This window comes from Halococcus sp. AFM35 (genome assembly GCF_051195015.1).
Lineage (GTDB): Archaea > Halobacteriota > Halobacteria > Halobacteriales > Halococcaceae > Halococcus.
Genome location: NZ_JBNTJU010000001.1, coordinates 125,828 through 139,973 on the forward strand (window position 1 = coordinate 125,828; position 14,146 = coordinate 139,973).

Here is a 14,146-nt window from a genome sequence, read left to right on the forward strand (position 1 = left end):
TATCGCTAGTAGGATGGGCGGATAGTTTAGTGGAGTATAGTGAAGATTAAGGTGATTGGGGACACCGTGTTCGCATGGTCGAAACGCGAAAAGTCCAGCGGCTCGGTCCCTCGACGCTGGCGATGACCTTACCCGCCGAGTGGGCGCGCGAACACGGCGTCGAGAAGGGCGACGAGGTGTCGTTGCGCTCGGGCGGGAAAGGTACCCTGACTGTGATGCCGGAATCCGCCCAGACCGAGGAGTCCCGAGCGACGATTCACGCCGCAAACATGGATGCGAGCGCGCTCGAACGCGCCATCGTCGCCCAGTACGTCCTCGGTCGCCGGGTCATCCACATCGAGGTCGAGGAGGGGACGCTCGATTCGGCCCACATCAACGCCGTCTACAACGCCGAGACCCAACTGATGGGGCTGGGCGTCATCGAGGAAACCCCCGAGCGCATCGCCATCCGGTGTTCGGTCGACCCGGAGGACTTCACGCTCGATAACCTGCTCGAACGGCTCGAATCGACGGGTTCGACGATGCGCGACGAGGCGATGAAGGCGCTCGCACTCGGCAACCCCGACTTCGCCGAGCGCGCACTGAACCGCGAGCGCCAGGCGAACAAGATATTCGTCCTGCTCCTGCGGCTGACCTTCACTGCCTATCAGAACCCGACGCTCGCCCGAGCGGTGGGGCTTGCGGACGGCTTCCCGCTCATCGGCTACCGTTCCATCGCGAAGAACCTCGAACTCACCGCCGACAACGCCGAGGACATCGCCACGATTGCGATGGAGTCGCCGGGCCACACCCTCGAGGTCGACGACGCGACGATGCGACGCATCAGGGAGTTCACCGATGCCGTCGACGACATCTCCGAGCTCGCGGTGCGGGCCGCGGTCGAGCGTGATTTCGAACTGACTGTCGAGGTGCGCGACCGCTTCGCCGACATCAACGACCGCGAGAGCGAAATCCTCGACGACCTGCCGGAGATGAGCAACGACGCACTCCTTCGCGTGCGCGAGGTGCTCGTCAGCCTCGCCCAGACGGCTCAGTACGCCGTCCGCAACGCCGAAATCGCCACCAATCTCGCACTCAACGAGGAGTCGATTCACACGACCATCACGTAGCCCTCGCTCCCATCCCGTCACCGGTTTAGGCTCCGGCGACGTACTGCTGCCGATGGACGACAGTGTTCTCGACGCCATCGGGTCGCCGCTGGTGGCAGTCGACGCGCTGGCGGGGGCGACCGTCGCCGCGAAGATAGAATCGAAGAACCCGGGCGGGTCGGCGAAGGACCGCCCGGCGCGCGCGATGGTCGAGACCGCAGAGCAGGATGGACTACTGGAGCCGGGCGACCGCATGGTCGAGCCGACCAGCGGGAACACGGGCATCGGACTCGCCGTCGTCGCGGCGGCGAAGGGCTACGACCTCACGGTCGTGATGCCCGCCTCGAAATCCGAAGAGCGTCGGAATATTATGGCCGCCTACGGCGCTGACCTCGAACTCGTCGACGGGGAGATGGACGAGGCCAGAGAGCGCGCCGACGAACTCGAAAATCAGGGAATGGTCCAGCTCCGCCAGTTCGAAAACCCCGCGAACGTCCGCGCACACTACGAGACGACCGCCGAGGAGATACTCGAACAGGTGGAAAACCGAACTGTCGACGCGCTCGTCGCCGCGGTCGGTACCGGGGGGACCATCACTGGCATCGGCAGCCGGCTGCGTGAGGAATTTCCCGAGATGGAGGTCGTGGCCGTCGAACCCGCAACCAACGCCGTACTCTCGACCGGCGAGGCCGGCGCGGACGACTTCGAGGGGATGGGACCGGGGTTCGTGAGCGAGATTTTGGACAGCGACCTGCTCGATGCAGTCGAAACGGTCGCACTCAATGCCGCCGAGGAGGAGTGTCGCCGACTCGCCCGCGAGGAGGGGATTCTGGTGGGCCAGTCGAGCGGCGCGTCGAACCTCGTTGCCCGCCGGGTCGCCGACCGCCTCGCCGACGACGCCAGCGATGCCAATGCTGGCGATACCGCCGATACTGACGACCCGCTCGTCGTTACCGTCTTCTGGGACAGCGGCGAGCGCTACATGTCGACCGGGATGTTCGAGCGATAGGGCCGTTCGCACCGTCGGGATATCGGGCGCGAAACGGGTCCGATTCGCCGGTTTCCCAACCGCTTTTCAGTCGTCGTCCCTTTCGTTCGGTGTATGTCTCAAGAGCAATTCAGTCCCGACAGCGTCGAGCGCGCCAGCGGCATGCCGATGCTCGGTCTCGGCACGTGGGAGAACGAGGACCCCGAACAGTGTGCCGAGAGCGTCCGCAGCGCGCTCGACATGGGATACCGCCACATCGACACCGCACAGGCCTACGGCAACGAGGAGAGCGTCGGCGAGGGTATCGCACAGGCAGATGTCCCGCGCAAGGAAATTTTCCTCGCCACGAAGGTCTGGAAGTCGAATCTGAACTACGACGACGTGATTCACTCCACGACCGAGAGCCTCGACAAACTCGACACGGGCGCGGTGGACCTGCTCTACACCCACTGGCCGTCCGGCGAGTACGACCCCGAGGATACCCTCCCAGCGTTCGAAGAACTCAAAGACCGGGGCGCAATCGACCGCATCGGCGTCTCGAACTTCGAACCCGAACATCTCGACGAGGCTCGGGAAGTGCTCGACGAGCCGATCTTCGCCAATCAGGTCGAGTGCCATCCCCTGCTCCAGCAGGAAGAACTTCGAGAGTACTGCGACGACCACGACATCGAACTCGTCGCGTACTCGCCGCTGGCCCGCGGGAAGGTCTTCGAGGTCGACGAACTTTCCGAGGTCGCCGACAAACACGACGCCAGCGAGGCGCAGGTCAGCCTCGCGTGGCTCCGCGAGAAGGGCATTACGGCGATTCCGAAGGCCACCAGCGACGACCACATCGCGGACAACTGGGCCTCCCTCGGCGTCGAACTCGACGACGAGGATGTGGAGAAGATCGACGACATCGACGAGCGCGAGCGGCAGGTCGACCCCGGCTTCGCTCCGTGGTGAGGCCACGACGCGACGGCGACCGACCGGTTTACCAACCCTTATTCTCGCGGCGCTCGAAGCGTCGGTATGGAGTTCGATCTCGGGAAGACGGTCGGGGCGTTCGTGGTGCTGTTCGCTGTCATCGCCATCGGCACGTTCATGAGTCCGATGGCGATGAGCACGGTGATGATGGTGCTCGGCGGCCTGCTCGTCTTCGGCGTGCTGACGCTGTTTGTCGGCATCCAGCACGGCGAGTACCGTGCGACACGCTGAGCGTGCGATAGCATACCAACCCGGAGCGAAGTCACAAACGCTTTTAGGGAGGTAATTATATCTCATTATGCCATGTCAGTCCAGTTTCCGGAGTACCTCGACGTCGACTACACCGACGGCGAGGGCGAAGACCCCGAGGACTACCCGACCATCGAGGACAAGATCGAGAAGGCCATCGAGGTCACCAAACGCGGTCTCGAACAGTACGAGAACCCCGCGGTGATGTGGACCGGCGGGAAGGACTCGACGCTCACCCTCTATTTCATCAAGGAAGTCGCCGAGCGCTTCGACCTCGACGTGCCGCCCGCCATCTTCATCGACCACTACCAGCACTTCGACGAAATCCACGATTTCGTCGAGAAGTGGGCCGACGAGTGGGACCTCGACGTGCGGTATGCGCGCAACGAGGACGTCGGTAACTACGTCGACGAACACGGGCTCGAACCCGGCGACGACATCCCCATCGAGGAGCTCTCCGAGCACAATCGACATCACGTCCGGGAGATTCTCGAATACGAGGAGGACACCTTCCCGTTCCTCTTGGATACCTACGTCGGCAACCACCTCTTGAAAACTGTGGCGCTCAACGACGCGCTCGAAGAGTACGACGTCGACGGCGTCATCTCGGGCGTGCGCTGGGACGAACAGGAGGCCCGCGCGAACGAGACCTTCTTCAGTCCGCGCCACGACCCCGACATCTACCCGCCCCACGACCGCATCCAGCCAATCGTCCAGTTCAAAGAGCGCGACGTCTGGGACGCCTTCTGGAACTTCGCGGTGCCGGAGACGGTAGAAGGCTTCCCCGAGGAGGGCTACGTCCCCCAGAGCGCCGACGACCTGCCGAACGGCCTCACCAACGCTGACATCCCCATCAGCCCGAAATACTTCGCCGGCTTCCGCTCGCTCGGCAGCGAAGTCAGCACGGAAAAATCCGACGAGGACCCCGCGTGGCTCCAGGATTTGGAGGGCACCACCGAGCGCGCCGGCCGCGCCCAAGACAAGGAAGACCTGATGGAGCGCCTGCGCGACCTCGGCTACATGTAGGACCTTTTGCTATCGTTCGAAAGGCGCGAAGCGCCTTTCGTGATGACGAGACGGCTTCGCCGTCTCGAACCACGCTCGCGGCCTGCGGCCGCTCGCTCGCAAAACCTCCACCAAAAGCCATCGTCACCCCCTCCGGGGGTTCCTCGGCCCGCTCGCTCGTTTCACTCGCTCGCGGTCTGACGACTCCACTTTCCGCGACCGCGCCGCCAACCGCACAGCACCGCCGAAGCCCTCGACCACTCACTCCGTTCGTGGTCTCGCCCTTCATCCGCCAGGACCGCCACCGCAACCGCCATCGCCAGCCGTCTCAGTAGAGGTCGTCTAGCTCCGATTCGACGTGACTGTGTTCGTCGGCCGGAAACTCCTTGCTTTCGACGGCGTCGACGTAGCCTGAAACCGCCTTTTCCATCTCGCCGCGAACGTCACCGAACGACGCGGCAAAGGGTGGAAGCCCCTCGCCGAGTCCGAGCACGTCGTTGGCGACGAGCACCTGTCCGTCACAGTCGGGACCCGCGCCGATGCCGATGGTCGGAACCGAGAGTTCATCGGTGACCTGCGTGGCGAGGTTCGCCGGCACGTGTTCGAGCACGAGCGCGAACGCCCCGGCCTCCTCGTGGGCGTCGGCGAGCGCCGCGATCTCCTCGGCGGCCTCGCGGCTGGTCCCCTGCCGTGCGTAGCCCAACTGGTTGACTTTTTGGGGTGTGAGTCCGAGATGGGCCATCACCGGAATCCCGAGGTCGGCGAGGCGCTCGGTGAGTTCCACGGTGTGCGAACCGCTTTCGAGCTTGACTGCGTGTGCGCCCGCTTCCTTGACCATCCGGCCGGCGTTCTTGATACTCTCGGCTTCGTCGACGCCGAAACTCAGGAAGGGCATGTCCGCGATGACGAGCGTCTCCTCGGTCGCGCGCGCGACCGCACCCGTCCGGCTGGCGACCTCATCGACGGTGACTGGGAGCGTCGAATCGTAGCCCAGCGCGGCGTTACCCATGCTGTCGCCGACGAGAATCGCGTCGACGCCTGCCGCCTCGCAGGCATCCGCAGTGGGGGCGTCGTAGGCGGTCAGCATCGTCAGCGGCGCGTCGCCGGCACGGAACTCGCCGACTGTCGTTGGCATACCCGCCTCTCACACCCGGTGGGGTTAAACGTATCCGGATGAGCGACCACACGACTTATCGCCGCGCGCGCGGACCTCCGACTGTGCCCGACCCCGTCGAGACCAGCGACCCCGAGGGCGTCGACTACGGCTGGGTGATGCAGGTCACGTTCGTCCTCACCATCGTCGTCGGCGCGCCGGTCGTCGCCGTGCTCTCGGCGGGTACCCCCCTCGACTCGTGGAACGCGCGCGTCTCCTTTGCGGTCCGCGTCGGTGCTGTCGTCTGGATTCTCGTCGCAGTGGCGGTCTATGGCTATGCACGCCGAACCCACACTTAGTAACTCGTCGGCCCGTCGCCGACGTAGGAAAAGCGCGTGCCGGCCCGTTCGGCGGCCTCGGCGTCACCGGCCGAATCACCAACGAAAAGGGTTCGCTCGGGAGTCGCACCGAGTTCCTCGACGGCGGCCAACAGCGGTTCCGGAGCGGGCTTTCGTTCGGCCACCGAATCGCGCCCGACGACGCTGCCCATCCGCTCGGCGAGGTCGTGTCTTTCGAGCGCGATACGACAGGCTTCCTCACAGTTGAGCGAGCAAACCCCGACGGGGAGCCGGGTTTCGATCTCGTCGGCGAAGGCCAGTCGACGCGACTCGTGTGCGCCGTCGCGCTCGGCCGCGGCGATGAGCGACTCCACCTCGCTTTCGACGCCCGCGTCCTCGGCGGCATCGAGCATGGCCCACGCATCGAGACCGACCGGGTCGATACCCTCCTCGCGGAGCATACTGGCGATGTCGGTCTCGACGCGTTGCCAATCGACGGTGAGGCGCACGAGCGTTCCGTCGAGGTCGTAGACGACGGCCTCGACGTCCTCGGGAACGGTGACGGTCATACCGAGAGGAGGACAGGACGGGGGAAGTCGGCTTCGGTTAGTCGAGCAGTTCGCGCGCGATGACGTTCTTCTGGATGGCGGTCGTCCCCTCGTAGATGGTGGTGATTTTGGCGTCCCGGTAGAGCCGTTCGACACCGCCGTCAGTAGTGTAGCCGTAGCCGCCATGGATCTGGACGGCCTCGTTGGCCACGTCGACGGCGCTCTCGCTGGCGAAATACTTCGCCATGCTCGCCGCTTCCCGATACTCCTCGCCCCTGTCGGCTCGCCGGGCCGCAGCCCGTGTCAGCAGCCGCGCGGCCTGCGTCTTCGTCCGCATCTCGGCGAGTTTGTGCCGAATCGTCTGAATCTCGCTAATGGCGTCGCCGAACTGCTCGCGCTCTTGGGCATACGCGAGCGACTCGTCGAGTGCGTGCTGGGCGAGACCCACAGCCTGAGAGGCGATGGCGATACGCCCACCGGTGAGAATCGACAGCGCCGCCGACAGACCCCTTCCCTCCTCAGTCAGCCGGTTCTCGGCCGGAATCCGTGCGCCGTCGAACGTCAGACTCGTCGTGTCGCTCGCGCGCAGCCCGAGTTTGTCCTCTTTGGGGCCGACTTCCAGCCCCTCCGTGTCCTTCGGAACGAGAAACTGCGTGATGCTTTTCGGGTCCTCGCGGTCGGTTTTCGCAAAGAGGATGATGACCCCGGAACGGTCGCCGTTGGTGATCCACTGCTTGTCGCCGTTGATGACGTACTCGTCCCCTTCGCGCCGCGCCTCGGTGCTCATCGCGGCGGGGTTCGAGCCAGCGTGGGGTTCCGAGAGCGCGAACGCGCCCACGGGTCTTCCCTCCCTCATATCGGGCAGCCAGCGCTCGCGCTGGTCGTCGTCGCCGAATTCCGCGATACAGGAGGTGGCCAGACAGTGGACCGAAAGCGCCGTTACCACCGCCAACATTCCGCCCGCGAGTTCCTCGTTGACAAGACTGTAGGTGAGCGAATCGGCGTCGAACCCGCCGTATTCCTCGGGCGTCGTCAGCCCGGTCATGTCCAGTTCGGCGAGTCCATCCCAGACCTCCTCGGGAAAGGTCTCCTCGCGGTCGGCTTGCTCGGCCTCGGGCCTGATTTCCTCGCGGGCAAACTTCCGGACGGTGTCGCGGATGGCGCGCTGTTCGGCAGTGAGGTCCATAGCGCTCACACGTCACCGAACGCGCAAAAATTTCCCGTTCCGCACGGCGCTCCTCAATCGTCGACGAGCGTCACGTCGAGACGGTCTTCGAGCGCCTCGACCAGCGAGCCGCCGACGCCCGCGCGAGCGGCCCGCCCCTCCTCTATTGCATCGAGGCTCTTCGGGTCGGCGTCGAGTTCGTCGGCCAGCTCCTCGATGCCGAGGTCGGCGTCCTCGCGCGCACTCTGCACCCGGTCACCGTAGCCCGAGACGAGGTATGGGAGTTGGTCGCGGTCGTAGTTCGTCCCCTCGCGCTCCCAGCGGCTGGAATCACCCGTCTGGGCATCCGCGAGTTTGGCGACGTTTCTGGCCGCCCGCTGTCGGCTGTCCCGTTCGCGGCCGCCGGAATCCCCGTCACGGCTTCCGCTATCGCGGCTCGACCGCCGGTCCCCCTCGCCGTGGGGCACACAGTCGGGACAGAGGTCGAGTTCGGCCCCGGCGACCGTCGCCGTGGTCAAATCGTCGCTCGATGTCCCGCAGAGTTCACAGCTCCCGCCGCCACCCGCCGAATCGCCGGTGGAGTATTTGGGCATACGACTCCTTGGTGGGTGAGCGGTATAATTCGTCCGCCCCACTTTTTTACTTCACCCGTTCGCTCCGCTCACGGGTTCGCAAAAACCTGGACTAAAAACTCCCGCTCACTCGCTTCGCTCGTTCGCGGTGCGAATAACTATCCGCTACCGCACCGCGACAGCCACACCCTCCCCAACCGATTCGCTCCGTTCGGGCTTCGCCTTCACTCCGCTCATCCCTCGCGCGCTCACCGGCCTGCGGCCGGTTTCACCGCGCGCCACCGCTATCGACACATATTGGTTCGTCTATCCCTCTGCTCGCCACTCCTCGATGCAGTCCTCGTCACAGAAATGCAGGTCCTCGTTGGCTTCCGCGTCGTCGTCGAGCGTTTCCCATTCGAGCGGGTCGAGGCGCGCGCCGCAGTTCTCACACGTCGCGCTCTCGGTCTCCCGGCCGGGGTTCGGCGTCGTATCGTCCGGTTCTTCCATCGGTCGACGAACGCTCTCGACGCACTCCAGTCCATCGCTTGCGCGTCCACTCATAAACGGCCACGCATTCGGGGAGCAACGGATTTCACGGCGGCCCGCGAGTGTCCACGCGCACATGGACTTCGGACTCGACGACAAGACGGCACTCGTCACCGGCGGCGGCGGACGCATCGGCAGCGAGGACTGCGAGACCCTTGCCGACGAAGGTGCGGAAATCGTCGTCCTCGACGTGGACGAAGACGGTGCGGAGACCGTCGCCGACGGCATCGCAGACGACGGCGGCACGGCCCACGCCGTTCAATGTGACCTTACCGACCGCGAGGACGTTTCCGCGACTATCGAGGCCATCCGCGAGGAGACAGGAGGGGTCGACGTGCTCGTGAACAACGCCGGAATGGTCGACGCCCGCGCACGGGTCGAAGACTTCGAGGACGACATCTGGGAGCGCGATATATCTGTGAACCTCACCGGCTCATACAACGTCACCCGCGAGGTGTTCCCCGCGATGTGCGACCGGGGCTGGGGGCGCATCATCAACATGTCCTCGATGGCCGGCTGGCAGGGCGGGTTCGGCCAACTCTCCTACTCGGCCACGAAAGCAGCCCTCATCGGCTTCGGGAAGACGCTCGCGCTTGAGGGCGCACAGTCCGGCGTCACATCCAATATCGTCGCGCCGAGCATCGTCGTGGGTGCACTCGCGGACCTCCCGCCCGAACAGTTGGAGGAGGTCGACGAGCACTTCGCGCGCATCGCCAAGGCCACCCCGATGCGCCAGCTCGGCCGCGAGGCGGACGTCGCCAATCTCGTCGCCTATCTCGCCAGCGAGCAATCGAGTTACATCACCGGCCAAGTGGTGGGCGTCACCGGCGGCATCGACCTCTTCACGTTCTGATGACCGACGAGCTCACCGACGATTTCGAGACGATTCGGCTCGAAGAGCCGGCGGAACACCTCGCGGCGCTCGTCCTCGACCGGCCGGACGCGATGAACAGCATCAACGACCGGATGCTCGACGAACTGGGCGAGGCGGTCGACCAGTTGGAGGCTGCGGACGAAATCCGCGCCATCATGCTGCGCGGCGCGGGCGAGGACGCCTTTTCGGCCGGAGCCGATGTCCAATCCTCGGGTGCGATGGACCACCGAGAAGGGACCGAACACTCCCGGCGCGGCCAGCAGGTGTTCGGCCGATTCCGAGAGACCGATATGCCTGTGGTGGCGGCCATCGACGGCCACTGTCTGGGTGGTGGTCTCGAACTCTCGATGTGTGCGGACCTCCGGGTGGCGAGCGCGAGTTCGAAATTTGGACTGCCCGAACACGACCTCGGGTTGCTGCCGGGCTGGGGCGGGACACAGCGGCTCCAGCGACTCATCGGCGAGAGCGCCGCCAAACAGGTCGTCTTCACCGCCGAGCGATTCCCGGCCGAGCGGATGAAGGAGTTCGGGTACCTCTATGCGGTGTACGACGAGAACTTCGACGAGCAGGCGACCGAGTTCGCCGCCGACATCGCGGGCGGCCCGCCAATCGCCCAGCGGTACACGAAACGCGCCATGCGCGAGGGCTTCGAGAACATCGACGCGGGTCTCGAAGTCGAATCGCAGGCTTTCGGCCACCTGCTGGATACCGATGACCTTGCCGCCGGTATCACGGCGTTTGTGACCGACGACGACCCTGACTTCGAGGGACAGTAGCCTATCGCGTCGGAACGCGCCAAAAAGTGATGCGGGTGGCTCAGTTGGCGTATTTCTCGTCGGCGAACTCGTGGTCGGGGTTGCCGGCGAGTTCAGTGAGTCTAACGGCGGCGTCCGAGTATTGGAGGACCTTCTGCATGTCGCCATCGAGTTCGAAATCCCCTCCCATCAGCCCGTCGATGACGCCCATCTCCTGTTTCAACAGCGCCTTCCACTTCTCGGTGGTCGCCGACAGCAGAAAACCCTCGTCGACGTCGTCCGGGCTTTCGATGAGGTACGCGCCGGTGCACTCGCCGTCTTCGAGACCACAGAAGGCGTGGCCGACGTAGCCGCGGTCGTTGGTCTCTTTGAGATACGTGTCGAGTTCCTCCTGGAGGTACTCGGGCATCGCATCGACGTCGAGGTCGTCGACGGGCATCTCGGTCATCTCGAAGACGAAATGGCCGTTGAAATCGACGCCCCAGCCCTCGCTCACTTCCGCGTACTCCGCGTCGTTGTTGATCTGGTCTTCGTACTCGGCGAACCACGCCTGACTCGGGAAGAGCAGCGGGTCCGGGTCGTAATCTGCCTCAGTCATTGGATGACACCAGTTGACGGTTCGCAGCCACGACAATGAAGGTTCCTCGGGGCATTCGCGGCCATTTATATACGGCCGGAAAATCCATCACGCGCGAAAGGTATATACAGCCGCTCCGTGCATCCCCAGTATGCGGTACGTCACCTTCGTTCTCATCCCGCCCGACGGCGGGATTCATCCCTCCGACCGGCGGCTGGCCGAGGACGCGGACGTGACGCGCACGGCGCTGCACAACATCAACCGCCTCGACGACGGGACTGCCGTCACGCTCTATCAACTCGACGGCACCGAAGCGCACGTCGAGGAGGTCCTCGCCGACTGCCCGGAGGTGCTCGCCCACAACGTCTCACAGACCGGCGACAGCGTCCACGCCTACATTCACTTCGAGACCAACACCACCGTCGCGGGCCTGCTCGCCGTACCTCAATCACACGAGATCATCCTCGATACGCCAATCGAATACACCTCGCGTGGTGGGCTGCGCATGACCGTCGTCGGCGAGGAGGCGACGATTCGGGAGACGATAGCGTCCGTTCCCGACGACGTCGGTCTCAAACTCGAAGAGACCGGCGAGTACGAACCGAGCGCCAGACGGCTGTTCGCCCGACTCACCACCCGCCAGCAGCAGACCCTCAGAGCCGCCATCGATGCGGGCTACTACGAGGTTCCGCGCCGGGCGACCCACGCCGACATCGCCGAGGAACTCGACCGCACCGGCGGTACCGTCGGCGAACACCTCCGCAAAATCGAGGCGGCGGTGCTCACCGCCATCGTCCCGTAACGTACCTCCACTTTTTTACAAGGGGTCCTCGCGCTCGCTGCACTCGCGTTCGAACCCCTTCCAAAACCTGGACTAAAAACCTCCGCTCACTCGCGTTGCTCGTTCGCGGTGTTCTCGTGAACGACCGCAGGGAGTGAACGGGAACCAGAGAGACGCTTCGCGTCTCTCGTGAACCGCGCTCGTTTCACTCGCGCGGACACCACCGCTCTCCGCGACCACCACCGAACAGCACCGCCGAAGCCCTCACGCCCTGCGGGCGTTCGCCCTTCATCCGCCAGGGGCCGCCGCTGCACCGCAACCGCACGGCAGCCGCACCGCCGCACCGCCGCACCGCCGCGTTCATCGGGCGCGTTCGTGTCGGCCCAGCAGATTTATGGCTGCCACCGGAGCAGTTCACCGTATGACGGACCCGACGGAGCCGCCGGAACTCGCCCGCGAGGACGTGCTGACGCTCGACGACCCACGGTTCGACGGCGACAACGTCGCGCTCGTCACCGGTGCCGGCTCGGGCATCGGTCGGGCGACGGCGCTCGCGCTCGCCCACAACGGACTCACGACGGTGGCGACCGACATCGACGCGAGCGGACTCGACGGGACGGTCGACAAACACGCCGAACTCGCCCTCGACGGGGCGGTCGAGACCGTCGCCGGCGACCTGACCGATGACGACGACATCGACCGCGTGGTCGAGCGCGCGGCCGACTGCGGAGAAATCACCTTTCTGGCGAACATCGCCGGTCTTCAAACGGTGGCTCCAATCGAGGAGTTCCCGATGGACAAATACGACCGGATGCAGCAGGCAATGTTACGCGCGCCGCTGGCGCTGACGAAGGGCTGTCTCCCGCACATGCGTGAGGGTGACGGCGGCGCAGTGGGAAACATGTGCTCGATTCACGGTCACTACGTTACCCGGGATAAGGTCGCCTACAACATGGTGAAATTCGGACTCAGGGGTCTCACCCAGTCGATTGCCGCCGAGGGAGAGGGGGAGGTCCGCGCCTTCTCATTCTCGACGGCCTACGTGAAGACCCCGCTGGTCACGAACCAGATCGCCGACACGGCCGAAGAGCGCGGCATCAGTGAACAGGAGGTCGTCGAGGACGTGATGCTCGGCGAGGCCAGAGTCAAGGAGATGATGGACCCAATCGAAGTGGCGAACGTCTTCACGATGGGCTTCTCCGAGCACGCCAGCCATCTCGACGGTGGCGACCTGCTGTTCGACGGCGGCTACACGCTGACTTACTGAACCGCCGCGAGCAGTCCCGCCGCCACGGCCACGACCTCGCCGGCGTCGGCTTCCTGGAGGCGGTCGTCGCCGAGCAGGAGCCGCAGGCGTGGACGACCGACGTCGATTGGCACCTTCTCGGTAGTGATGAGACCACGCTCTTCGAGGTGGGTTTTCTTGCGCGAAAACGTTGCCCGGCTGGCGAGGCCGACGCTCTCGCCCCACGTGCTGATGTCGTACAGCAGCGCCTCGTTTCTGGCGGCGGTGAGCAGGCTGATGTCCACCTCGTCGAGGTCTCCCTCCGATTCGGCGAGCGCGATGCGCATCGCCTCGAAGTCGTCGGCCAGTTCCGCGTCGAACTCGGTTTCGAGGGTCTCCTGCACGCGCGAGAGCGGCGGCGTGCGTAGATTGAACGGGTCGGCGTCCGTCCAGTAGTCGGCGTAGTGGTTGCGGGCGGCACCGACGAACTCGGCGTCGTCGGTGGCGAGTCCGGCGGCCCGCTCGTCGGTGGTCACGAGCGAGACGACCCGCTCGTCGGTGAGCAACAGCGGCCCGTCGAGGCGCGCGGCGCTCGCCCGCAGCGAGAGGACGTCATCGGCGACCAGATCGGCGATGGCGCTGGCATCGGTGAACTCGCCCACTGCTTCCTTGAGCACCGACTCCGTGGCCAGCAGGCGGACGGTCGGTGCGCTTTCGTGCTGTGAGAGCACCGCCACGAGACCATCGATGACCGCCGGTGAGGGACCGACCGCGAGCACGTCTTCAGTGGCGCTGTCGAGAACCATGTGGCAGACGTCAGTCGCGTTCTTTTCTATGCGGGTGGGCTGCATTGTGGGGTTCATCCGAATAGGACAACGAACCGGAGCGAAGTAACGAATCACGCTAGCTATTTAAAAATGAAAGAAAGGTGGTGATTTATCGCGTCGTGACCTGCTCAGTGGAGTTTGAGTTCGACCCGCCGGCCGTCGGGGTCGCGGACGTAGGCCGCCCAGTCGCGGCCGTACGCACCGAGGCGCTCGCGCGGTTCGCCCTCCTCGACCTCGATGTCGGCTTCCCGGAGGTCGTCGAGCAGCGTCGCCATCGCCTCGCGCGTGTCGGTCTCGTTCGAGCGCAGGAGGATGCAGACGTGCTCGCCGTCGACGTCGAACGGTTCCTCCGTGGGAACGAGATGGAGGTGTCGGCCGCCGGCGGCGACGGCCACAAACGGGAGTTCGTCCCGTTCAAAGCGCTCGCGGTCGCGGACGGGGAGTCCGAGCAGGTCGTGATAGAATTCGAGTGCCCTGTCGAGGTCGCCGACACGGATGGCGACGTGGTCGAGGTCGACCGGTTCGAATGTCATGCACGGGGATGGAGCCTGCGGGACAAAAGCCCGC

18 protein-coding genes are annotated in these 14,146 nt (G+C 65.0%); 10 read left to right on the forward strand and 8 right to left on the reverse strand.

The annotated features are described in order from the left end of the window. Positions 1-74: 74 nt before the first annotated feature. The 5 genes from ACQUQO_RS00745 to ACQUQO_RS00765 all read left to right on the forward strand — a co-directional run bounded on the left by ACQUQO_RS00745 (position 75) and on the right by ACQUQO_RS00765 (position 4,317). Entirely contained in the window at positions 75-1,109 is a 1,035-nt protein-coding gene (locus ACQUQO_RS00745; protein ID WP_435076023.1) for a PhoU domain-containing protein, read from the forward strand. Between the two features lie 52 nt (positions 1,110-1,161). After that, a complete protein-coding gene (locus tag ACQUQO_RS00750) occupies positions 1,162-2,097 on the forward strand; it encodes a PLP-dependent cysteine synthase family protein (protein WP_435076024.1) in 936 nt (311 codons plus the stop codon). Between the two features lie 93 nt (positions 2,098-2,190). After that, a complete protein-coding gene (locus ACQUQO_RS00755; protein ID WP_435076025.1) occupies positions 2,191-3,021 on the forward strand; it encodes an aldo/keto reductase in 831 nt (276 codons plus the stop codon). A 66-nt stretch (positions 3,022-3,087) separates the two neighbouring features. Further along, positions 3,088-3,273, forward strand: coding sequence for a DUF7333 family protein (locus ACQUQO_RS00760; protein ID WP_435076026.1), 186 nt, complete (start codon positions 3,088-3,090; stop codon positions 3,271-3,273). 72 nt (positions 3,274-3,345) lie between these two features. Then, entirely contained in the window at positions 3,346-4,317 is a 972-nt protein-coding gene (locus tag ACQUQO_RS00765) for a phosphoadenosine phosphosulfate reductase family protein (RefSeq protein WP_435076027.1), read from the forward strand. Between the two features lie 307 nt (positions 4,318-4,624). On the opposite strand, the gene panB is transcribed toward ACQUQO_RS00765, so the two are convergent. Then, a complete protein-coding gene (gene panB / locus ACQUQO_RS00770; protein WP_435076028.1) occupies positions 4,625-5,431 on the reverse strand; it encodes a 3-methyl-2-oxobutanoate hydroxymethyltransferase in 807 nt (268 codons plus the stop codon). Between the two features lie 83 nt (positions 5,432-5,514). Here panB and ACQUQO_RS00775 point away from each other — a divergent pair, with 83 nt between their 5' ends. Then, on the forward strand, positions 5,515-5,748 hold the full coding sequence (locus ACQUQO_RS00775) for a DUF5822 domain-containing protein (RefSeq protein ID WP_435076029.1): 234 nt from the start codon (positions 5,515-5,517) through the stop codon (positions 5,746-5,748). Here the strand turns inward: ACQUQO_RS00775 and ACQUQO_RS00780 are convergent. From ACQUQO_RS00780 to ACQUQO_RS00795, 4 genes are all read right to left on the reverse strand, one after another. After that, positions 5,745-6,296, reverse strand: coding sequence for an HAD family hydrolase (locus tag ACQUQO_RS00780; protein WP_435076030.1), 552 nt, complete (start codon positions 6,294-6,296; stop codon positions 5,745-5,747). The genes ACQUQO_RS00775 and ACQUQO_RS00780 overlap by 4 nt on opposite strands. 37 nt (positions 6,297-6,333) lie before the next feature. After that, complete coding sequence (locus tag ACQUQO_RS00785) at positions 6,334-7,461, reverse strand: acyl-CoA dehydrogenase family protein (protein WP_435076031.1); 1,128 nt, start codon at positions 7,459-7,461, stop codon at positions 6,334-6,336. 53 nt (positions 7,462-7,514) lie between these two features. Then, on the reverse strand, positions 7,515-8,033 hold the full coding sequence (locus ACQUQO_RS00790) for a helix-turn-helix domain-containing protein (protein WP_435076032.1): 519 nt from the start codon (positions 8,031-8,033) through the stop codon (positions 7,515-7,517). Positions 8,034-8,318: 285 nt separating this feature from the next. After that, positions 8,319-8,555, reverse strand: a complete 237-nt coding sequence (locus ACQUQO_RS00795; RefSeq protein WP_435076033.1) for a DUF7576 family protein — start codon at positions 8,553-8,555, stop codon at positions 8,319-8,321. A 61-nt stretch (positions 8,556-8,616) separates the two neighbouring features. On the opposite strand from ACQUQO_RS00795, the gene ACQUQO_RS00800 reads away from it, so the two are divergent. Then, positions 8,617-9,393: an SDR family NAD(P)-dependent oxidoreductase gene (locus ACQUQO_RS00800; RefSeq protein WP_435076034.1), complete on the forward strand. Its 777-nt coding sequence runs from the start codon at positions 8,617-8,619 to the stop codon at positions 9,391-9,393. Beyond that, positions 9,393-10,190, forward strand: a complete 798-nt coding sequence (locus ACQUQO_RS00805) for an enoyl-CoA hydratase/isomerase family protein (RefSeq protein ID WP_435076035.1) — start codon at positions 9,393-9,395, stop codon at positions 10,188-10,190. The genes ACQUQO_RS00800 and ACQUQO_RS00805 overlap by 1 nt, the downstream gene beginning before the upstream one ends. Positions 10,191-10,230: 40 nt before the next feature. Here ACQUQO_RS00805 and ACQUQO_RS00810 read toward each other — a convergent pair whose 3' ends face one another. Next, positions 10,231-10,767: a sterol carrier protein gene (locus tag ACQUQO_RS00810; RefSeq protein WP_435076036.1), complete on the reverse strand. Its 537-nt coding sequence runs from the start codon at positions 10,765-10,767 to the stop codon at positions 10,231-10,233. Positions 10,768-10,897: 130 nt separating this feature from the next. Between ACQUQO_RS00810 and ACQUQO_RS00815 the strand changes: the two genes are divergently transcribed. Then, positions 10,898-11,548, forward strand: coding sequence for a helix-turn-helix domain-containing protein (locus tag ACQUQO_RS00815; RefSeq protein ID WP_435076037.1), 651 nt, complete (start codon positions 10,898-10,900; stop codon positions 11,546-11,548). A gap of 400 nt (positions 11,549-11,948) precedes the next feature. Beyond that, positions 11,949-12,794: an SDR family NAD(P)-dependent oxidoreductase gene (locus tag ACQUQO_RS00820; RefSeq protein WP_435076038.1), complete on the forward strand. Its 846-nt coding sequence runs from the start codon at positions 11,949-11,951 to the stop codon at positions 12,792-12,794. On the opposite strand, the gene tbsP is transcribed toward ACQUQO_RS00820, so the two are convergent. Further along, complete coding sequence (gene tbsP, locus ACQUQO_RS00825) at positions 12,788-13,615, reverse strand: transcriptional regulator TbsP (RefSeq protein WP_435076039.1); 828 nt, start codon at positions 13,613-13,615, stop codon at positions 12,788-12,790. The genes ACQUQO_RS00820 and tbsP overlap by 7 nt on opposite strands. Positions 13,616-13,707: 92 nt before the next feature. Further along, complete coding sequence (locus tag ACQUQO_RS00830) at positions 13,708-14,112, reverse strand: VOC family protein (protein ID WP_435076040.1); 405 nt, start codon at positions 14,110-14,112, stop codon at positions 13,708-13,710. Positions 14,113-14,146: the final 34 nt, after the last annotated feature.